20 protein-coding genes and 2 tRNA genes are annotated in these 20,290 nt (G+C 66.4%); 5 read left to right on the forward strand and 17 right to left on the reverse strand.

Translation table 11 applies throughout. From position 1 onward, the window contains the following. The first annotated feature begins 133 nt into the window (after positions 1-133). From RJT48_RS03015 to RJT48_RS03025, 3 genes are all read left to right on the forward strand, one after another. On the forward strand, positions 134-475 hold the full coding sequence (locus RJT48_RS03015) for a CrcB family protein (RefSeq protein ID WP_311170742.1): 342 nt from the start codon (positions 134-136) through the stop codon (positions 473-475). After that, entirely contained in the window at positions 472-873 is a 402-nt protein-coding gene (locus RJT48_RS03020; RefSeq protein WP_311170743.1) for a fluoride efflux transporter FluC, read from the forward strand. The genes RJT48_RS03015 and RJT48_RS03020 overlap by 4 nt, the downstream gene beginning before the upstream one ends. Before the next feature lie 92 nt (positions 874-965). Next, the gene (locus RJT48_RS03025) at positions 966-1,322 is read left to right on the forward strand and encodes a hypothetical protein (protein ID WP_311170744.1); all 357 of its coding nucleotides are present in this window, start codon (positions 966-968) and stop codon (positions 1,320-1,322) included. Positions 1,323-1,709: 387 nt separating this feature from the next. Here the strand turns inward: RJT48_RS03025 and RJT48_RS03030 are convergent. The 15 genes from RJT48_RS03030 to ahaH all read right to left on the reverse strand — a co-directional run bounded on the left by RJT48_RS03030 (position 1,710) and on the right by ahaH (position 15,826). After that, positions 1,710-1,782: transfer RNA gene (locus RJT48_RS03030), tRNA-Asp, on the reverse strand. A 19-nt stretch (positions 1,783-1,801) separates the two neighbouring features. Next, positions 1,802-1,874: transfer RNA gene (locus RJT48_RS03035), tRNA-Asp, on the reverse strand. A gap of 164 nt (positions 1,875-2,038) precedes the next feature. Beyond that, positions 2,039-2,725 carry a V-type ATP synthase subunit D gene (locus tag RJT48_RS03040; protein WP_311170745.1) on the reverse strand — a complete coding sequence of 229 codons (687 nt, stop codon included), beginning with the start codon at positions 2,723-2,725 and terminating at the stop codon, positions 2,039-2,041. Between the two features lie 34 nt (positions 2,726-2,759). Beyond that, on the reverse strand, positions 2,760-3,875 hold the full coding sequence (locus tag RJT48_RS03045; protein ID WP_311170746.1) for a Brp/Blh family beta-carotene 15,15'-dioxygenase: 1,116 nt from the start codon (positions 3,873-3,875) through the stop codon (positions 2,760-2,762). Positions 3,876-3,879: 4 nt separating this feature from the next. Then, complete coding sequence (locus RJT48_RS03050) at positions 3,880-4,695, reverse strand: lycopene cyclase domain-containing protein (protein WP_311170747.1); 816 nt, start codon at positions 4,693-4,695, stop codon at positions 3,880-3,882. A gap of 97 nt (positions 4,696-4,792) precedes the next feature. After that, positions 4,793-5,539, reverse strand: coding sequence for a bacteriorhodopsin (locus tag RJT48_RS03055; protein WP_311170748.1), 747 nt, complete (start codon positions 5,537-5,539; stop codon positions 4,793-4,795). Positions 5,540-5,664: 125 nt separating this feature from the next. After that, complete coding sequence (locus RJT48_RS03060; protein WP_311170749.1) at positions 5,665-7,437, reverse strand: PAS domain-containing protein; 1,773 nt, start codon at positions 7,435-7,437, stop codon at positions 5,665-5,667. Positions 7,438-7,567: 130 nt separating this feature from the next. Then, a complete protein-coding gene (locus RJT48_RS03065) occupies positions 7,568-8,992 on the reverse strand; it encodes a V-type ATP synthase subunit B (RefSeq protein ID WP_311170750.1) in 1,425 nt (474 codons plus the stop codon). 1 nt (position 8,993) lies between these two features. Beyond that, positions 8,994-10,751: an ATP synthase subunit A gene (locus RJT48_RS03070; protein ID WP_311170751.1), complete on the reverse strand. Its 1,758-nt coding sequence runs from the start codon at positions 10,749-10,751 to the stop codon at positions 8,994-8,996. Positions 10,752-10,754: 3 nt separating this feature from the next. Beyond that, the gene (locus RJT48_RS03075; RefSeq protein WP_311170752.1) at positions 10,755-11,081 is read right to left on the reverse strand and encodes a V-type ATP synthase subunit F; all 327 of its coding nucleotides are present in this window, start codon (positions 11,079-11,081) and stop codon (positions 10,755-10,757) included. Then, positions 11,078-12,124, reverse strand: a complete 1,047-nt coding sequence (locus RJT48_RS03080) for a V-type ATP synthase subunit C (protein WP_311170753.1) — start codon at positions 12,122-12,124, stop codon at positions 11,078-11,080. Before RJT48_RS03080 ends, RJT48_RS03075 begins: the two co-directional genes overlap by 4 nt. Beyond that, complete coding sequence (locus tag RJT48_RS03085) at positions 12,121-12,702, reverse strand: V-type ATP synthase subunit E (protein ID WP_311170754.1); 582 nt, start codon at positions 12,700-12,702, stop codon at positions 12,121-12,123. The genes RJT48_RS03080 and RJT48_RS03085 overlap by 4 nt, the downstream gene beginning before the upstream one ends. Positions 12,703-12,723: 21 nt before the next feature. Then, positions 12,724-12,963, reverse strand: a complete 240-nt coding sequence (locus tag RJT48_RS03090; protein ID WP_311170755.1) for a hypothetical protein — start codon at positions 12,961-12,963, stop codon at positions 12,724-12,726. A 297-nt stretch (positions 12,964-13,260) separates the two neighbouring features. Further along, a complete protein-coding gene (locus RJT48_RS03095) occupies positions 13,261-15,507 on the reverse strand; it encodes a V-type ATP synthase subunit I (RefSeq protein ID WP_311170756.1) in 2,247 nt (748 codons plus the stop codon). After that, the gene (gene ahaH, locus RJT48_RS03100; protein ID WP_311170757.1) at positions 15,494-15,826 is read right to left on the reverse strand and encodes an ATP synthase archaeal subunit H; all 333 of its coding nucleotides are present in this window, start codon (positions 15,824-15,826) and stop codon (positions 15,494-15,496) included. The genes RJT48_RS03095 and ahaH overlap by 14 nt, the downstream gene beginning before the upstream one ends. Before the next feature lie 185 nt (positions 15,827-16,011). On the opposite strand from ahaH, the gene RJT48_RS03105 reads away from it, so the two are divergent. Continuing rightward, positions 16,012-16,638, forward strand: a complete 627-nt coding sequence (locus tag RJT48_RS03105) for a methyltransferase domain-containing protein (RefSeq protein ID WP_311170758.1) — start codon at positions 16,012-16,014, stop codon at positions 16,636-16,638. 101 nt (positions 16,639-16,739) lie between these two features. Here RJT48_RS03105 and RJT48_RS03110 read toward each other — a convergent pair whose 3' ends face one another. Then, the gene (locus RJT48_RS03110; RefSeq protein WP_311170759.1) at positions 16,740-17,234 is read right to left on the reverse strand and encodes a type IV pilin; all 495 of its coding nucleotides are present in this window, start codon (positions 17,232-17,234) and stop codon (positions 16,740-16,742) included. A gap of 166 nt (positions 17,235-17,400) precedes the next feature. After that, on the reverse strand, positions 17,401-18,732 hold the full coding sequence (locus tag RJT48_RS03115) for a DUF7096 domain-containing protein (RefSeq protein WP_311170760.1): 1,332 nt from the start codon (positions 18,730-18,732) through the stop codon (positions 17,401-17,403). A 138-nt stretch (positions 18,733-18,870) separates the two neighbouring features. Between RJT48_RS03115 and RJT48_RS03120 the strand changes: the two genes are divergently transcribed. Beyond that, positions 18,871-20,142 carry a helix-turn-helix transcriptional regulator gene (locus RJT48_RS03120; RefSeq protein ID WP_311170761.1) on the forward strand — a complete coding sequence of 424 codons (1,272 nt, stop codon included), beginning with the start codon at positions 18,871-18,873 and terminating at the stop codon, positions 20,140-20,142. Positions 20,143-20,290: the final 148 nt, after the last annotated feature.

The raw sequence follows: 20,290 nt of genomic DNA on the forward strand, positions 1-20,290 counted from the left end.
CGGTAGTCCGTTTGCGACACGTCCCGCTCGGGGGTGCAAATCGGGACGCCCGAGGCGGTCGCGGCGCCCATCCGCACTCCGACTGATCACGGGACCGAAACCGACGAGTAGCCCCTCGCTCGATACAGCAGTGATGGCAGACAGGCTCGTGCCGGTGCTCGTCGCGGTCGGCGGCTTCGTCGGCGCAATCTCGCGCTATGCTGTCGGTCTGCTCGTTGCTGGCTCGGCTGGAACGCTCGCAGTCAACGTCGCCGGGAGTTTCGTCCTCGCTGCCGTGATCGGCGTCGTCCGCTCGTCGCGGCTTCGCCTGTTCCTCGCGACCGGATTGCTCTCCTCGTTTACGACCTACAGCACGTTCGCCGTCGAGACGGCAACACGTGCACCACTGCCGGCGCTCGCGAACGTCGGCGCCACCTACGCGCTCGGGTTCGCCGCGGCGTTCGCGGGTCTCGAAGTCGGGAGGCGGTATGCGTGACGCCCGCGCTTTTCGGCTCGTCCCTGCTGGCGTCGGTCATCCGCGTCTTCGGATCGCTTCCGACGCCGCTCCTCGTCGGCTTCGGCGGGGCTGCGGGCGCGCTCTGCCGGTACGCGGTCGACGTCGCCCTCGACGGCGGCCGGCCGAGCACCTTCGCGGTCAACGTCCTCGGCAGCATCGCGCTCGGAGCGCTCGTCGCCGCTTCACCGGCCGAACCGACGCTCGCGTTCGCCGGGACCGGATTCTGCGGCGCGTTCACCACGTTCTCTTCGTTCGCGGTCAACGTCGCGGACGCGGCCGCGGACGGTCGATACGGCGTCGCCGCCGCGGACGCTGCCGGCACGCTTGTGACGGCGCTTTTCGGCGTCGGCATCGGGGGACTGATCGCCGGGCTGTGACCGTCCGCAGATTCCCCTGCGGATGCGACCACTGCCCGAGTCACTTCGAGACCGGCCACAACCTCCTTTTCCGACGAGTCGTAACGACCCGTATGCGCGTCGAGTGTCCCTACTGCGGTGTCGAGGTCGACGTCACGAGTCTGACGTCCCACGTCCGCCGGATGGAGGGCGAGGGACACGGCGCCTCCGGGACGGTCCCGACAGAGCGCGTCGACAGCCCCTGGAACATCCGCATCGAGACCCGGCCGGCCGAGGCGCGCGCCGACCGGGGGACGGGCCTCGACGCGGAGTACGTCGAAGAGCGGATCCGCCGCGGCCGATGTCCCGGCTGCGACCTGGGCGTCGTGGGGCTGAAGGGCGGCGACGGCTGGCTCTCCAGCGGCCGCCGTCGACTGGCGTGTCCGAACTGCGGGTGGGAGAGCCCCGAGTGGGTCACGGTCGAGGACTGAACTCCGGTTGGTCGCACCCTGCGTACTTGCCGTTCGATTTCAACGCTGTCGCTCGGCGACGAAACACCTCGCTGGTGGGTGAAAATCAAAGCGCCCGAGGCGGGATTTGTACCCTGCCCAGACGTTCCTGCTCGCTCACTCCGTTCGCTGCGCGGGCGTGCGACTGCTGGTGTTCAAATCCCTCATATCTGTCGTTAGATTTTCACCAGTGTCGCTCGGCGACGAAACGCCTCGCTGAAGGTTGAAAATCAAAGCGCCCGAGGCGGGATTTGAACCACGGTCGTTCCGCTTCGCTCTACTCCCTGATTCAAATCCAACGTTCGTCGCACACCGATTTCACGAGTGAGTCGCGGAGACGAGACTCCGCGACGTGTGAAATCGGAGAAGCGCCCGAGGCGGGATTTGAACCCGCGTCACGACCGTGACAGGGTCGTATGATGGGCCACTACACCACCCGGGCAGACAACGGAGCACAGAAACGCCCGAGGCGGGATTTGAACCCGCGTCACGACCGTGACAGGGTCGTATGATGGGCCACTACACCACCCGGGCTTGCTCCACTTCTCCGTTGCCCGGTGGCATAATTAAGACTTGCCATCTGGCGGCAGCGGAATCGCCCGCGCCGTCCCGTGGCTGTGGTGCGGCGTCGGGACGAGAATCGGATGAGGCGAGGAGAGAAGACCCGCGTCGTCGAAGACTCGAAAAGAGATTCCGGTTTAGTCGTCGGCCGGAGCCGCGGCGGATGCTTCTTCGGCGGCCGCTTTCTCTTCGGCCTCTTCCTCTTCCTTTTTGTTTTTGATCTTCTTCATCCGGAAGATCTCCTCGCGTTCCTGCTCTTCGAGTTTCTGCTCGATGTACTCTTTGTTCTCGTACAGGTCGGGGAGCAGTTTGAACTCGAGGGCGTTGACCCGCCGCTTTGTGGTCTCGATCTCCTTGAGGATCTTCTTCATCGCGGTTTCGACCTCCGCGGCGAGGATGATCGTCTCCAGCAGTTCCTCGTAGGCGTCGGCGGCCTCGTCGATCCGCGCCGAGGAGCCCAGCAGTCCGTAGCCGCGCTGGTCGAGATTCTTCCGAACGCGCGAGGACTCGATCTGCGGGACGACGACGCCCATAATGTTCTTCGATTGGGTCGTGATCTCCGGGTGCTCCTTCAACGCGGCAGCGGCACCGCGGACGGCGACGTCGCCCTCCATCGCCCGCGCCATGTTGATCTTCTCCTGGGCGGTCTCGTACTCCTCGTTCAGTTCCGAGCGGACGTCCTGGGCCTGATCGAGGATATCCATGAACTCCATAATGAGGCCGTCACGCTTCTGTTCGAGCGTGTCGTGGCCCCGCTCCGATAGCTGGATGCGATCCTCGATCGCCATCAGGTTCTTGCGGGTCGGTTTGACGTCTTCGGCCATTACCGGTCGGTTGTGGGCGGGGCCTGTTAACCTTTTATTTATTGCCGGCAAACCGCGCTAAGCCGGCGTTCTCCGCGCCGTCCATCCACGTCACGATCGCCACGTGGGGGAGGGTCAGCACCGAGATGAACACCAGATACAGCGCCGCGAGCGTCCGGACCTCGGCGCCGCTCCCGACGCCGCCGGCGATCGCTACGCCACCCAGGAGGACGATCGAGACGGCCGTCAGGGGTGCAGCGTCCCGCCCCGTCCGGAACAGCGCGGCGAGGGTCCCGGCCTCGGCGAAGGCTTGCCGTGCACCGTCGTCGACAAGTATCAACCGCGCGATATGCCGCAGCGAGTGCCACACGCAGAAGTAGATTCCCACTGCAAGAAGCGGCGGGACGAGCAGGAAGAACGCCCACAACAGGGCCATTTCGGCGGCGTCGCGTCGCCAGCCGTCGTCGGCCGCCCGCCGTCGACCGGCGATGAGAGTTCCAACGGTCACGAGGGCGAAGCCGACGCCGAGCGCCGCACGAACGTCGACTGAGAGCAGCCACGACGCGCCCAGGTCGCCGCCGAACAGCGCGACCCACGCATCGACGACCTCCCGGTACCGTCCCGGAAACCGCAATACTGGGACGAGCATCGGTAGTCCGCCCCGAACCACAAGCGTCCCGAGGCGTACGCCGGCGCCATCCAGATGGGTGCTCCCAAGCGCGTCGAGGAGGTACAGGTCGCCCTGCCCCCAGTGGAGCCAGGTCAGCGCCACGAACAGGCCCGCGGAGGCGGCGGGGGCCAGTGCCCACAGCGCAGCGTACCCGACGCCGAGGACGAGATAGACCGCTCCGACGCCGAGCAACCACCGTACGGTCGGCCGTTCCCCCGCGGCACGGGCCGGCGCCAAGTGGTCGACGGCGCCGTGCGGAAGCCCGAAGACGAGCAGGCTGGCCGCCAGCGGCACGTACCGCACCCAGGGTGGATACGAGACCGAAAGCCCCGTTATCGTCGCGACCGCCGCACCGAGCGTCAGTACACCGATGACGAGCCAGGCGGGACGGCAGGCCACTGCGGCCAGGAGCGCCTGCGCGTCGAACCCGCGGTTCGATCCGGCTTCCAGGCTACGGATGCTTCGACCGGCCACGGCCTCCTCTGACGGCGACCCGTCCATTCTGTCACACCTCGCGGTCGGTCCACGATCGGAGCCGCGGGATCGACCGCCGTTCGCCGTCGGGGGCCAGCCACCGGTCGGTCACCCAGCCGTAGAGAACGAGTCCCTGCACGACGAACAGGTTCGTCACGAGGAAAAACAGCCCCTCCTCGATCGGCAGTCCGGCGACGTAGATTCCGGTGGTGTACTCCGGCGAGAGGATCCAGATCCCGTATTCGATGGCGATCCGGTCGACGATACTGAGATACAGCGTCGGGACCGCGACCCCGAGGGCGACGAGACGACGGCGAGCCACAAGCTGCGGCGCGCCGACGGCCCACTGGAGCGCCAGGACCGGCGCTGCCCACGCGAGAATCGCCCCGAGGTAGAACGTCGCCGCCGTGCCGAGCAGCCACAAGCCGCCGATGCCGATCCCGGCGGCGAGGACGACGGCCGCGATTCGACTCCTGATCGGGCGGGTTACCGACGGCCACGTCGCCGGCAGCGACAGATGCGCCAGCCACAGCGCCGTCACCCACGGCTGCACGAGGATGAACAGGTACTCGCCGATCGGCGCGTAGCCGAGGGTGGCGAGCGTCGAGCCGTCGCCGTACCGCCACACGCCGCGGGCGATGAGGTAGTTGTCCCACGGCGTCGTGTACGCCAGCGCGATGACGGTGATGATCGCGACGCCGACCCAGTAGGAGTGTCGGCCCGTCGAACGGACCGTCGAGAGGCCGTCGAGCCGCGAACGGCTCACGAACCCGGTCGCGATCAGAAACATCGCTATCGGCACCAGAAAGGCGAGGTGAAATTGCAGGTAGGTCAGCTGGGATGTCATTGGATACTCTCCAGGGTCCCCACGCTTTTGTTGTTCGGGCCGACGGCCGAAAAAGTGCGGGAACGAGTCGGGTGTGGTTTCGCGTCGATCCGTTCGATTAGTCTGCTGCCTCGGCGTCGCCGACAGCCGAGCCGGCGGCGTCGAGGACCTCGCGGCTCGACAGCAGGATGATACCGAAGCCGACCTTCGCGACCAGGTCGAGCACCATAAAGCCGGCCGTCTCGATGTACAGGCTGACGAGTTGGAGCCCCTCAGTGCCGATGAGCCACCAGACCGGGTACACAAGCCAGATCACGACGATCAGCGTCCGGAGCGTGCTGAACGTCGAGGCCGCATCACCCGACAGCCGGCTGGCCTTGTCCCCGAGCGAGCCGTACAGCATGTACAGCAACACGAGCAGGAAGCCGGTGGAGACGCCCCACCAGATCAGCCGGCGTGCGCCCTCCGAGAGCGCGCCCGGACCGGCCGACAGCGTCGCCACGACGCCCGTCCCGATCATCAGCATGTCGAGACCGACGAGCGACGCCAGCTCGTTGCGGTTCGCCCCGGCGAGCAAGCCGAGGTCGATGAGCAAGAGCGGCGTCGTGAAGAACCAGTCCGTGTACCGGGCCCAGTAGATCGGCAGCTCTTCGCCACCGACCATCACGTTCGTGAGCCCGAAGCCCAACGCCATCGCGAGATAGTTGGTGAACGCGATCGCGGTGATGAATATCGTGACGATATAGAACTCCTGTCGCCGTCTGTTTGTTTCGCCCCAGCCCCTGGCGATGAAGTACAGCATCCCCAGGAACATTCCGAGCGTTCCGATCCACAGCCAAATTCCTTCACTTCCGGGTTGCGGCATAGTACATTCGTACCTAATAGCGTAACGAGAATAAATGACGTACCCAACTGGTTAGGTATTCCGCCGCCGTCTCTTCCTTCGCGGAGCCGCCGGGGTGTCGCCGGGCCGCCACTACCGAAGTGTGTTCAGGGGCCGTCCTGTTCGAGGATCGCGCCCACCAGCTTCTGCTGTGCGGCCCGCAGGTGCTGGTGAAACGTCGACCGGGAGACGCCCATCGTCTCGGCGATCTCCTCGCCGGTTTTTTCGTGCGGCCACTCGAAGTAGCCCGAGCTGTAGGCTCTCACCAGCGCGGCGTGTTGCCGGTCAGTCAGACGGGCTTTCAGATCGGCGACGAACTCCCGGTGCGTTTCGTTCCGCTGCTCGCGGCGCCGGTAGCCGGTCAGTTCCACGCGCTCGAACGCGTCGGTCGCGGCGTCGGCAAGCGACTGCGCCATCGTCTCACGGCCGACTTCGACCGTGACCTGCGCGATCCCGTCTTCGACCTCGATGTTCCGGAGCTCCCCGCCGTAGTCGGAGAGCAACGTCCGGAGCGTCGAGCCGGTGATCGACAGTTCCAGCACTGATCCTTCCTCGTCGGCGAGAACGGTGTGGATCTCGATCCCGCCGTCGGCCGCATCTGCCGCCGCTCGGACGGCGTCCTCGTCGATAGTCGCCCCCGCCCCCGTCTCGAAGAGCATCGTCGGTTCCCGCCGGTCGCCGACGCTGCCGGCGTACTGCAGTCGACACCCGAGCGCGGAGGCGAACCCGACCAGCGGATGGTCGCCGATCGCGAGCCGGACTTCGATCCGCTCTTGGCTCTGGAGCGTCCGCTGGCTTTCCAGCGCGTTGATCCCCGTCGCGACTGTCCGGCCGAGAGCCGTCAGGACCGCGCGCTCGTGGCTATCGAACTCCCCGTCCTTGCGGGCGTAGACGCCGATCATCCCGTACATCACGTCCCCGTAGTGTAGCGGGACCGCAGCGACCGCACTCAGCGGATCTTCTACCCCGTCGTCGATCGGTTCGATGTGGACGTATCGATCGTCCAGGGTTTCTCGAACCGCTGCCGCGGTTGCGCTCGCCGAATCCTTGCTTTGCTCCCCCGCTTCGTGCTCCCGAGAGCCGTCTGCCGTCCCATCAGCGGTCGATTCGTCCGACGGCTCTGTCGAGCGGGCGGAGAACTGACAGTCCCTGACGTCGCAGTCTGTCTCGCCGGCGACCACCTCCGGGATGATCGCGTCCGCGGCCGGATCGTACGTGCCGATCCACGCCCCGGCGTACGTCTCGCCGACGATTTCGGCGACCTGCTCTTCGAGATCCCGTCGAGAGTCCGCGCGAGTCACGGCCTCTGTCACGTCTGCGACGACCCCGTCGAGCCGTTCCAGGAGGTGTTCCTGGACCGTCAGCTCCCGTTCGATCCGCGACGCACGGCGCTTTGCTGCGCGCTCGGCCCGCTTTCGCCGCGTGATGTCCCGCTGGAACCCGACGTAGTTGACGACGGTGCCGTCCTCGTCGCGGAGCGGCGCGATCGTCACCTCGTTCCAGAACAGCTCCCCGTCCTTCCGGTAGTTCCGGATCTCCACCGACGTCGCACGCCCCGCTTCGATGGCCGCCCGCATCTCTGCGACGGGCGCTTCACGCGTGTCGTCGCCCTGCAGGAACCGGCAGTTCCGGCCGATCGCGTACTCGGGAGAGTAACCGGTGACCCGCTCGAACGCCGCGTTGACGTACACGAGCGGCATATCCGGTGCCGTCGCGTCGGCGATGGTGATCCCGACCGGCGCCTCGTCCATCGCCCGGGTCTTCAGCGCCTCGTCGACGGCATCCGTGCTCGCCGACGCCGTCGGCGAGTCGGACTCGATTCGCGACGTCCGTTCCGCGTCCGCCGCCTCGCCGATCTCCGGCTTCCCGCGCTGTGCCATAGACCTAACTCCGGCCGGAGATACAAAACAGATGTGGCCACCGGGGCTGAGCTCCGGAAAAACAGGCCATCGGCGGCGCTAAAGGGTTTTTCGAGGGCTGTGATCGGAAAAGAGGCCCGGCGCTCGGCAATTAGTCGGCCGTCGCTTCGGTCTCGGTCGCTTCGCCTTCGTCCTCGCGGTAGTGCTGCTCGATGAACTCCTCGTCGACCCGGTTGAGTTCGGATTTCGGCAGCATCGACAGGAGGTCCCAGCCGATCTCGAGGGTCTCCTCGAGCGGACGGTTGGTGTCGAAGCCCTGGTCGATGAACTCCGCCTCGAATCGGTCGGCGAAGTCGAGGTACTTGTTGTCACGTTCCGACAGCGCCTCGCGACCGACGATGTTCACCAGGTCCCGAAGGTCCTCGCCCTCGGCGTAGGCGGCGTACATCTGGTCGGAGACGTCGGCGTGGTCCGCGCGGGTGAGGCCCTCGCCGATCCCGTCGTCCATCAGCCGCGAGAGGCTGGGCAGGACGTTCACCGGGGGTTGCAGCCCCTGGCTGTTGAGGTCGGGGTCGACGTAGATCTGCCCCTCGGTGATGTAGCCGGTCAGGTCCGGGATCGGGTGCGTGTCGTCGTCACCGGGCATCGTGAGGATCGGAATCTGCGTGACCGATCCCTCACGGCCCTGGATCCGGCCGGCGCGCTCGTAGAGCTGCGCCAGGTCCGTGTACATGTATCCGGGGTACCCACGTCGGCCGGGCACCTCCTCGCGAGCCGCGCCGATCTCCCGGAGCGCCTCGCAGTAGTTGGTCATGTCCGTCAGGATGACGAGGACGTGATACCCCTTGTCGAAGGCGAGGTACTCCGCGGTGGTCAGGACCATCCGCGGGGTGACCGTCCGCTCGACGGCGGGGTCGTCCGCGAGGTTCATGAAGACGACGGAGCGTTCCAGCGCGCCCGTGCGCTCGAAGTCGTCCATGAACTCGTTTGCCTCCTCGGCGGTGATCCCCATCGCGCCGAAGATGACGGCGAACTCCGATCCCTCGTCGTCGTCGCCTTCCTCCTCTTCGGGGACGCTCGCCTGCCGGGCGATCTGCATCGCCAGTTCGCTGTGCGGCTGGCCCGAACTGGAGAAGATCGGGAGCTTCTGGCCGCGAACGAGCGTGTTCATCCCGTCGATCGCGGAGACGCCCGTCTCGATGAACTCCTCGGGGTACTCCCGGGAGTAGGGGTTGATCGCCGCGCCGACGATGTCGCGTCGCTCGTCCGGAACGATGTCCGGCCCGCCGTCGATCGGCCGGCCGGAGCCGTCGAGCACCCGCCCGAGGAGGTCCTCGGTGACGGGCATCTTCATCGTCTCATCGAGGAAGCGAACCGACGCGTTCTGGTCGATACCACTCGTGCCCTCGAACACCTGGATGGCCACGAGGCCGTCGGAGGATTCGAGGACCTGTCCGCGCAGCGTCTCCCCCTGTGCCGTCTCGATCTCGACGATCTCGTCGTAGCCGATGGCCTCGTCGACCTCGGCGAACACCAGCGGGCCGCTGATCTCGGTGATTGTCTGGTACTCTTTCATATTAGTAGAGATTCCGGAGCTGGTCGGTGATCTCGGCTTTGAGATCCTCGACGTACGTCTCGTAGTCGTCCTGGACGCCGATCCGGTTGATGTCCGGGGCGGCGTCGATGTCGATGATCTCCTCGATCGGGACGCCCGCGTCGAGCGCGTCGAACGCCTCGTCGTTGAGCGTCTTGATCGTCGTCAGCATCAGGTACGTCTTCTCCGGCGGACAGTAGGTGTCGACCGGGTGGAACGCGTTCTGCTGGAGGTACGCCTCGCGCAGGTAGCGGGCGACCTCCAGGGTCAGCTGCTGGTCCTCGGGGAGGGCGTCCTTCCCGACGAGCTGGACGATCTCCTGCAGTTCCGTCTCCTCGTCGAGGACGTCGATTGCCCACTGTCGGACCTCCGGCCAGTCCTCGGCGACCTCCTCTTGGAACCACGGGTCGAGTTGATCCCGGTACAGGGAGTACGACTCGTTCCAGTTGATCGACGGGAAGTGCCGCCGTTCGGCAAGATCCGCATCGAGCGCCCAGAACGTCTTGACGATGCGCAGCGTGTTCTGGGTGACCGGCTCCGAGAAGTCGCCGCCGGGCGGCGACACCGCGCCGATGGCGGACACCGATCCCTCGGTGCCATTGATGTTCTCGAAGTAGCCAGCGCGCTCGTAGAACTGTGCGAGCCGTGCGGCGAGATACGCGGGGTAGCCCTCCTCGCCGGGCATCTCCTCCAGCCGCGAGGAGATTTCGCGCATCGCCTCGGCCCACCGTGAGGTGGAGTCGGCCATCAGTGCCACGTCGTAGCCCATATCGCGGTAGAACTCCGCGATGGTGATTCCCGTGTAGACACAGGATTCACGCGCGGCGACGGGCATATTCGACGTGTTCGCGATCAGCGACGTCCGGGCCATCAACGGGTTCCCCGTCGAGGGGTCCTCGAGTTCGGGGAAGTCGTCGATGACTTCGGTCATCTCGTTGCCGCGCTCGCCGCAGCCGACGTAGATGATGATGTCGGCGTCGGCGTACTTCGCGAGCTGGTGCTGGGTGACGGTCTTCCCGGAGCCGAACGGCCCCGGAATCGCGGCCGTCCCGCCCTTCGCGATCGGGAAGAGGCCATCGAGAATGCGCTGCCCGGAGACCAGCGGCGTCCGCGGGGTCTTCTTCTCGACGGTCGGCCGGGCCTCGCGGACCGGCCACTCCTGCCGCATCTTGATCTCTTCGCCGGAATCGAGTTCGACGACCGTCTCCTCGACGGTGTACGATCCCGAGTTGATGTCGACGACCTCGCCGCCCTCGTAGTCGGGCGGCACCATCACCTTGTGGTCGATGGTGATCGTCTCCTCGACGGTCCCGACGACGTCGCCGGGCTCGACGGCGTCGCCCTCCTCGACTTCGGGCTCGAACTCCCACTGTTTGTCGAGTTCGATCCCCGGCGCGTCGACGCCGCGGTCGAGATACGGGCTGCCCATCTTGTCTTCGAGGATGTCCAGCGGCCGCTGGACGCCGTCGTAGATGGTGTCCAGCAGCCCCGGACCCAGGTCGACGGTCAGCGGCTCGCCCGTGTTCTCGACGGGTTCGCCGGGACTGATCCCCGAGGTCTCTTCGTACACCTGTACCGTCGTGATATCGTGTTCGATCTCGATGACTTCGCCCATCAGGCCCTCGTGGCCGACGTAGACGACGTCGTTCATCCGGGCGTCGAGATCGCGGGCGGTCACGACGGGACCACTCACGCTCGCAATAACACCGTCCTCGCGGACGGTTTGTGCTGTCTGACTCATGTATTAGTTGTCCTCCTCCATCAGGTCGATGCCGATGGCTCGCTTGATCTGGTCGCGGAGGCCGCCGGCGCCCGCGCCGCCGCCGAGGGTCACGAGCGTCGGCTCGATGCTCGTCTCGGCGGTTTCGCGGACGTCCCGCGAGAGATATTCGAGGTCGTCGTTGTACATCACGACGATACCGACGTCCTCGTCTTCGAACACTGCGGTGACGGCCTCGTCGAGCTGTTCGTCCTTTGCATCGTCGGGAACGGTCTCGAACTTCCGGACGCCCGCGAGGCGGAACCCGGTCGTGAAGTCCGGGCTCCCGACGACGGCGATCTCCTGGCTCATATGTTCACCAGCTCCTCCTGGATCTGTTCTTCCGACAGCCCCGCCTCGCGACCGCGCGCGATCGCGCGGATGTTGTCGACCTCCCGCTCCTTCGCGAGGATGTACGAGACGATCGGCGTGATCGAAAGCGGGAACACGTTCCCGAGTGCGCTCGTGTACTCCAGCAGGATCTCGTCGAGCGCCCGCTCGAAGCCGATGAGGCTCTCTGCGGCCTCGAGTTCGTCGAGCGCCTCGGAGAGTTCATCGCCGTACTTCGACTCGCGGATCGCGGCCACGAGTTCGTCGCGGTTCTGCGAGAGCGTCGCGAGTTCGCTCGCCGTAAACAGCGAGCCGCCGTCGATGTAGTACTCGGCGGGGTCGATATCGGCGCCGCTCTGTGCCAGCCGCAAGGCGTTCCGGGCGTTCCGGAAGTCGATCTCCGCCTCGAGGAACTCCCGGTACTGCGCCGTCGCTTCGTCGACCGCGAGATCCTCGAGGAGGTGCTCGTAGTACGTTCGATCGACGGCGTTCTCGAGCGGGACGAGGACACCGGTCTCCTCGTAGTCATCGTACGCCTCCTCGAGGCCGTCGCCGAACATCGTTCCCGAGAGCCGTTCGACGACGTCTTCGATGCTCGGCGAGTCGAGCAGTTGATCGAGCAGTTCCTCGTCGAACTCGCCGGCGCGGATGAGGTCGTCCTCGATTGCCTCCCGTTCGGCCTCCGAGTAGAGGCCGCGGATGACCGTCTTGATGTTCCAGGCGTCGAACTTCCGGAGGTAGCGGGCGATGAGGTCGTACAGCCGACCGTCGGCCCACCGGAGGAGGTCCTCGAACTGCTTTGCGAGGTTCCGGTTGAGCGCGTACTCGATCAGATCGACGCCCGAGTGTCGGGCACCGAGCGCGTTGATCTCGGCCTCGTAGTCGGACTCCTCCATGAAACGGGCGATCTCGGCCGGCCCCATCCGAATCAGCTTGCGGTACTCCTCGTCCCCGTACAGGGCGCTCCGACGCGCCCCGACGCGGGCCGTCACGTACTCGGGGTTGGAACCGCCGGCTGTGCTCATTGGTCGAACAGGATCTCGCTCACGCTCTTGAGGTTGTCCTCCCAGACGCCTTCCAGAACGGAGTCGAAGGTGTTGTTCACCCGAACGCGGGAGTCGGCCCCCTCGACGACGACGCCGCCGAGACAGTCGTACTCCCCGGCGTACTCGAAGCCGTCGAACTCGGTGACGAGCGCTTCGAGCAGCTCCGCGTCGTCGGCGCGGCCGTACACCGACACGGCCTCTTCGTCTTCGAATTCGGGGACGGCCGCTTCGAGCAGTGCCCGCGTGAGCTCCTCGCGCGTCTCATCGGGGAGCTCGACGAGCTCCTCTTCGACGCCCGAACGGACGTCTTCGAGGACGTCGCGGCGGGCCTCGAGCCGCTCCTGTTTGGCTTCGAGCTTCGCGCTGGAGAGCGCCTGCTCGCGCTCCTGTTCGATCCGGCGTTCGACGTCGGCCTCGCGAGCCTCGCGCAGCTCCTCGGCGTCCGCCTCGGCCGTCTCGATGATCTCCTCGGCGCGGCGCTCACCCTGCTCGCGTATTTCGTCCGCACGCGCGCGGGCTTCGTCTCGGATGTCTTCGACGACGTTGTCCAAACTCATAGGTGGAAAGGGCGGGGGCGGTTAGACCAGGAATACGACGACCAGCGCGAGGATAACGAGCGTCTCCGGGAGGACGGTCAGGATGAGACCGTTCACGAAGAGGTCGTTGTCTTCCGCGATGGCGCCCATCGCGGCGGCGCCGATACCGCGCTCGGCGTACCCTGCGCCGAAGGCGGCGAGGCCGACCGCGAGTGCGGCGGCGGCGGACGGTTCAAGAGCCGGGGCAGCTGACTGCGACTGCTGTAGGAGTGCTTCGAACATTGTTTTGCGTTGGTTGACCGGATAGTCGTCTCCGAACGTGCGTAATTGAACAGACGCGTCTCATAAAGCTTCCCAAACGGGCTCGGCGGATCTGGACGGAAGCGGCCGCACTCGGCGATATTCGCCGTTTGCGAACGTTGGGCACACCCCTGTCCGACCCGCGGGCGGTGCCGAGCAACGGGCCGGTCTCTCGGTTCCTCACTCACCGATAGCGAGATTCCGAGCGGCCGAATCCCGGCCGCGAAACGCGTCGGACCGCCGAAAGCCGCCAGCCGCGGCACAGAACGCGCGATCCGATCAGTCCTCGGTGGTGAAGCGTCGCTCGTAGCCGAACGGCTCGTACTCGCGGCCGCCGCCGTCGAAGAACTTGTTGAAGAACTCGACGTACTCGAGACGCACCGCCTGCAGGCCGGCGCTCGTGACGCCGAGCGCGAGCACGAGCAGGTGCCCGAGCACGAGCACGAGGAGGCCGATCAGGATCGTGGCGGCGTCGCCGTGGACGAGTCCGCCGAACATGATCTCGGTCACCTCGTAGCCGTGGTAGCTCAGCGTCTCTCCCTGTCCGAGCGCGGCCACCGCCTCGGCGTTCGGCATCCCGCCGAGACCGAAGTGCCACCCGCCGTGGCTGTCGACGTACACGCCGAAGAAGAGGAGATTGACCGTGAAGGCCATCCCCGCCTTCGCGAGCAGCACCGCGGCGATCCGGGTGTATGAGAGGACGTTCACGAGCACGTTCAGGAACTCGACGGCCTCGATCGGCTCGCCGACGACGAGGAGGATCAGGCCCACGGCGAAGACCGCGAGGCCGACCCACCCGACGACCGCCGAGAAGCCGCCGAAGCCGATCGGCAGGACGCCCTGGGCGGTGAAGGTGGTGTAGATGAACTCCGGCGCCGTCCCGCGGACGACGTCAGAGAAGATCCACACCCACAGGCCGTTCATCATCAGGAGCCACGAGCCGTTCTCGTAGACCGCGTGTTTCAGATCGTGGAGTTCGCGGTCCTCGAGGAAGCCGAAGATCCACGCCACGTTGAGATGGAAGATTCCGATAAGCAGGCTCACCACCAGCCAGCCGCGCGCCCAGTCGACGCCCTCCGGTGAGAGACCCTTCTCGATCGGGGCGTGGCTCAGGCCGACGACGCCCTCCCAGAAGTACGTCGCGATGACGTGGAGGCCGAACAGTTCGCCGTAGAGGACGCCGAAGAGCATCGTGAAGATCCCGGCCGCAAGCGTCACGCCGCCCATACTCCGGAACGCCGGACGGTCGGCGAAGCTGGTGTAGAGGTAGTAGCCGATCGCCGTGTAGATGATGCCGTATCCGAGATCACCGATCATAAAGCCGAAAAAGGCCGGGAACGTCAGGAACAGAATAACCGTCGGGTCGAACTCGTAGTAGTTCGGTCGGTTGACCGCCTTGACCAGGATCTCGAAGGGTTCGACCGCTCCGGGGTTGTCCTGGACGGTCGGCGGTTCGTCGTCGGCCATCACGACCGGACTACCGCCGTCGGCGCGGGCCGCCCCCGCGGTGCCGCCGTCGGTCGCCGCGGTCGCCGACGAGCCAGCCCCCTCTTCGGGGAACGACTCGCGAACGTTGTCGGTGCCGTCGCGGGAGAACGTCGCGCGTTCGAGTTCCTCGACCTCGACGCGGTCGCCGACCGCATCGGCGATCGCGGCCTCGAACTCGTCGTACCGCTCGCTCGGGATCCAGCCCTCGGCGATGAAGGCGTTCTCGGTCGTCGCAAACGACAGCGGTGCCTCGGTCTTCTGGACGTCGATCGAGAGCTTCTCCTCGGCCGCAAGCAGGAAGCCGGCGGCCTCCCGCCGTTCGTCTTCGAGTTCGCTCTCGACGGTCGTGAGCTTCGATTCGAGCTGTCGTTTCTCGTATTCGAGCTCCTCGGCGTACTCGGTGGGGCTTCCCTCCGCGTCCGGCACGTCGATGGAGGCGAAGTCCGCACCGACGAGCGCGTCGTCGAGTGCCGAGTCGTCTGCGTCCTCGGCCGGCCGCGCGAAGACGGCCATCGTGTCGTCCCCGGCGAAGATCTCGTACTCCTGGAGGTCATCGCTGTCGGCGACTGCGCGCTCGATGGCCTCGCGGTCGCCGCTCCCGACGGCGACGGTCAGCGAGTCGTAGCCCGACAGCAGGTCCAGGTCGATTCCCAGATCGACGAAGGGATCGAGCGCGTCGAGCCGCTCTTCGATGTCTCTGATCTCCCCCCGAAGGCCGGCCTTCCGGTCGTCGAGTTCGTTCACTCGGGTCCGGATCTCTTCGAGTTCCTCCTGGACCGCGTCGTCGGTGACGATCCGAGTCGGTCCGGCGTCCTCGGCGTCGACGTCGAGGATGCTCTCAAGCGAGCGGACCGTGACGAGCCGATCGGAGGACTCCTCGGCACCCTCGGTCGGGTTCCCCGGCTCGAACCCCTCCCAGGAGCCGTCGTATTCGGTGACGTGCAGCAGGTTCAGTTCGTGTACTGCCTCGACGACGGGCTCCATCACCGTTTTTGCGCCCGTCACCGAGACCTTGCTCATCTGCTCAGGTCTGAGCATGTACCGCCTCCTCGAACCTGCTGATCGCGTACTCGACGGCCTCCTCGGTGTTTTCTTCGGCCGCCGCGATCAGTTCTTCCCGAGCCTCGCGACCCTCCTCGAGGCGTTTCTCGCGCTCGGTTTCGATCTCCTCGCGGGCCTCGGCGAGCCGTTCTTGCTCGTACTCGTCGGCCTCAGCTTCTGCTTCTGCGCGGATCTCCTCGGCCTCGCGACGAGCCTCCTCGATGCGCTCGTCGCGCTCTTCCTCGGCCTCCGCGATGATGTCGTCGGCCTCGGATTCGACCGTTTTGATCCGTTCGAGAACCTCTGGTCTCGGCATACTCGTATCACCGAAACGTAGCGGAAGCGCCGTATAAGGTGTTTGCGGAACACGTCCGCCAGCGCCGAGCAAAATGCCCACTCTTTCGATCTCGACACGACTGTCTCTTCGGGCTGTGGCCCCACAGGGGCCCAGACGGGGGTGGATCCGCAGCGTTATGATTCTCCCGTTCCAAGCCCCGATCGATGGGTGTCCTCGAAGACAAGGCCAACGCGCGGTTGTTCTACAAGTACCTCTCGCAGGTGTACGACCGGATCAACCCGTTCATCTGGAACGAGGAGATGCGCGACGAGGCACTGGAGTGGTTCGGCCTCAAGTCGGGCGATCGCGTTCTCGACGTCGGCTGCGGGACCGGATTCGCCACCGAGGGGTTGCTTCGCTACACCGACAACGTCCACGGGCTCGACCAGAGCCCCCACCAACTCGAAAAGGCGTTCGACAAGTTCGGCACCCGCGATCGGGTGCGCTTTTACCGCGGCGACGCCGAGCGGCTCCCCTTCGCCGACAACTCCTTCGATGCCCTCTGGTCGTCCGGATCGATCGAATACTGGCCGAACCCGGTCGACGCGCTCGCGGAGTTCCGGCGGGTCGTCGAACCCGGCGGGCGCGTCCTCGTCGTCGGCCCGGATTACCCCAAGAACCCGCTGTTCCAGCAACTCGCAGACGCGATTATGCTGTTCTACGACGAGACGGAGGCCCAGCGGATGTTCGAGGAGGCGGGCTTCGTCGACATCGAACACCACATCCAGCAGGCGTATCCGTGGAGCCCCAAGGCGATCACGACTATCGCGCGCGCACCCGACGACGAGTGAAAGGGCGTGTGGGTGACTCACCCAGCGCCGCACGTGCGTGATTCAAGCCGTTGAGCACCGCACGTGCGTGATTCAAGCCCGTGAGCGCCGCAAACGGCTGATCATCCCGCGATCCCTCGTACCTGGCCAACCCGGCGACCATCGGCGTACACCGCAACCGACACCACGTCTCCGGGCGACAGCGTCGGATCGTTCGTCGCTGCGATCCGAAACGCGCCCGACTCTCCCGCCGACCAGCGGCCGTCGCTCGCGACGTTGAACGGTCCCGTCGGCCCGCCGCGAAAGCCTTCCGCCGCGAAGAACGGCACCGGCGGCTGGTGATCGAGGCGCTCTCCGTTGATTTTCACGACGAGCCGAACGTCGTCCATCCGGAGCGTCGGCCCCGCCTCGTGCGTCAGCGCGACCTCGTCGCCGTCGAGGCGGAGCGAGAGCGCGACCATCCCGTCTGGATCTGCTGGCCCGCCACCGCCGATCTGGTCGGTTTCAGTCGCCTCCGCGACTGCCTCTGCGCCGGCGGCGACGGCGCTCCCCAGGGTGACGCCGACGAGGAGGAGGACGACGACACCGATCGCCGGCGCGGCCGCGCGTGCTGTCACGGGCCGTCTGGTCGCGGCATCGGATAAGAACGTCCGGACCCGGTGCTCCGGGGCCGAGCATACTGATTACTCTCACTTGTTACCGCCGAGCGCCATCCCCGCCTTCGGCGCTCGGCGGGAAGAGACGAGCGTAATCAGTACAGTGGGACGCAGTTCTTCGCCAGTCTCACCCGGTCGGCGTCGGCGACACCGTCTCAGTGCCGTCCGACTCCGAACTCCCGTTTACTGTTCCGTAGACCAGCGGCGTCGCCGTCGGCTCGACGGTCAACAGGACCACCGAACTGCCGTCGATCGCGGTCACCTCGTAGGTGCCGGCCGGCGCCAGCGTCCACAGCGAGCCGTCCGAACCGGTCGTCCCGACGACGGAACTGCGGCCGCCGGCGGGGCCGACGGTGATCTGGGCGTCCACCGGGTCGTCAGTGTCGGTGCTGTTGAGCTGGAGCCGAACGGGCCCGCCGGGGTACGTCCGGTACGCGGTCAGCCGGAGTCCGTCTTTGACCGCCGACGTCGGCGATCCCGTCGAGACCTGGTCCAGCGGCCGGTACTGGTACTCCTTGAAGACGCGGCGGCTTCCGCTGTCGACGAAGGAGACGAGGCGACCACGTTCGTGTTCGATGGTGACGCGCGCGCTGTCGCTGTCGGGGTTACCGAGCGTGTCGTCGCGGAGCCGCTGCGCTGTGATCGTCGGATACGCCGCTTCGGTCGCGTTGACTGCGTCCCCGAGAGAGAACCCACCGTCGTTCGTGCCCCTGAGCGGCCCCCGGTACGTTTCACGGACGTACGTCCCGTCGCGGATGACGCCCAGCGTGATGCTGTTATCGCCCGACTGGACGAAGAAGCGCGCCGACTTGACCTCGCCGCGCAGGACTGCCGCCGCGTGCCCGCGGATCGGCCCGGTCAGCGTGTTCAGTTCCAGTTCGATGTTCCCGAAGCGCGACGAGGAGATACTGAACTCCGGCGTCGACCCCGAAAGCGACTGGAGTCGCGCGCGCCGCCGTTCCAGTTCCCGCGCCTCGGCGTCGATCAGCGCCAGATCGTACAGGAGCCGTCGGGGAGAGGTCTCCCCGCGGCCGTACGATGCGATGACCCCCCGCTGTTCGGCACGCAGCGAGACGATTCGCTGTTCGATGGCGCTGACCTCCTGAAGCAGGTACTGCTGGCGGACTTCCGTGGTTTCCGCGGACTCGATCCGCTCGACGATGCTCTCGGTTGCGAGACGGGTGTCTGTCGTCGTCGTCGAGAAGGAGAGCCCGCTGCCGAGTTCGACGTACTCGGTTTCGAGTGTACTCCGATCCGTCGCCTCGTTCGGGATGCCCAGGACGTTGATTTTCGACCCGTTCACGTTCGGGTCGTCGGTCTGTGCCGGTGTCGCGGCCGGCGTCGCTGACACGGCTGGCGCCGTCGGCTGGGCCCTGTCGCTGTCGGCGGCGTCCGGGACGGCACCGGCGACCGCCGAGAGCACAAGGAGGAGGGCGAGTGCGATCGGGACGGCACGCATACGGGAAATCTTTGACGGGCCGGTATTAAAAACGCCGTCATCGATCCTGTGGGCTGTTCGGAAAAGGAACCGACGGAGTCGCGTCGACATCGGACCGATGGAAAGCGTTTTGAGCGTTCCACGTGCAGTCCTCGTCAAATGCGGATGCCCGCGCTCGTGGCTGCCCTCCTCCTCTTCGTCGCCGCCGTCGCACCAGCCTCTGCGCTCGCTGTGGGCGCTGGAGCCGGGGCGGGAGCTGCTGCCGACGGCGCTGTCGCGTCGCCAGTGTTCCCCGCTGCAGACGGACCGGCCGCGCTTGACGGGTCGGCTGTCCGTGCGCAGGTGGACGAGGAGACGCCGCCGCGGACGACCGTGGAAATCTCGCTGCAACCAGATCGGAGCGCACGATGGCGCATCGAGACACACTACGCTCTCGATTCCGCGAACGAGACGGAGGCCTTCCGAACGATCGCCGAGCGCTACGAGGCGGGCGAGGCTGACGCGGGACCTGACGCCACGCTCTTCAGATCTCTCAACCGACGCGCCAGCGAGGCGACCGGACGAGAGATGGCGATCCAGAACGTCACGTACCACGGTTCACTCGACGAGGCGGCCGGTCGCGGGACGCTCGCGCTCACGTTCCGGTGGACGAACTTCCTGCGGCGCGGCGACAACGAGACGCTCGTCCTCGACGACGTGTTCCGGCTCCCCACAGCCGAGAGCGACGAACGCCGCACGTGGCTGTCGGTGTTCGACGCCGACCAGGAGATCCTCATCCGGCCGCCGGACGGCTACACAGTGACGGGCACGAGCATCGCCGTCCAGCAGCAGGAGAGCGCGATCGTCCTCGCAGAGCCCAGCGACTTCGAGGGCGAGCGGGAACTCCGCGTCACCTACACGACGGTCGGCCCCGCCGAGCAACTCCCGATCGGCGTCCTCGCCGGCGGCGGGTTGATCCTGCTCGCGGCACTTCTCGGCGGCGCGTGGCTGCTCCGCGGACGGGACGACCTCCCGGGCGGCGCGTCCACCACGGTATCGAACGGCGACAGCGGGACGCCGGCGTCGTCGAATGGGGCGGCGGAAGGTAACGAATCTCTGGCCGAAGGATCCGCTGGGGGGACTGAGGCGGCGGCAGCGGTTGGTGGTTCCGCTCCGGACGACGCTCCCGAGACGGGAGGCGGTGCCGCCTCGGGAATCGATCCCTCTCTCCTCTCCGACGAGGAGCGCGTCGAACGCCTGCTGTCGCAGAACAACGGCCGGATGAAGCAGGCGACGATCGTCGACGAGACCGGGTGGTCGGACGCGAAGGTCTCGCAGTTGCTGTCGACGATGGCCGAAGAGGGGCGGATCAACAAACTCCGACTCGGCCGCGAGAACGTCATCTCCCTCCCCGAGGAGGCGGCCGATGACGAGAGCGACAGCGGCCAGTGACGTGAGGCAAAGGCGGTCTGAACGGGAAGACGACGGTGGCCACTGACGTGAGGCAAAGGCGGTCTGAACGGGAAGACGACGGTGGCCACTGACGTGAGACACAGCCGGCCTGCGCGGGAAGACGACGGCGGCCGTCAACCACTTCCGA

Origin of the sequence: Halobellus ordinarius, assembly GCF_031823395.1 — an archaeon.
GTDB lineage: Archaea > Halobacteriota > Halobacteria > Halobacteriales > Haloferacaceae > Haloquadratum > Haloquadratum ordinarius.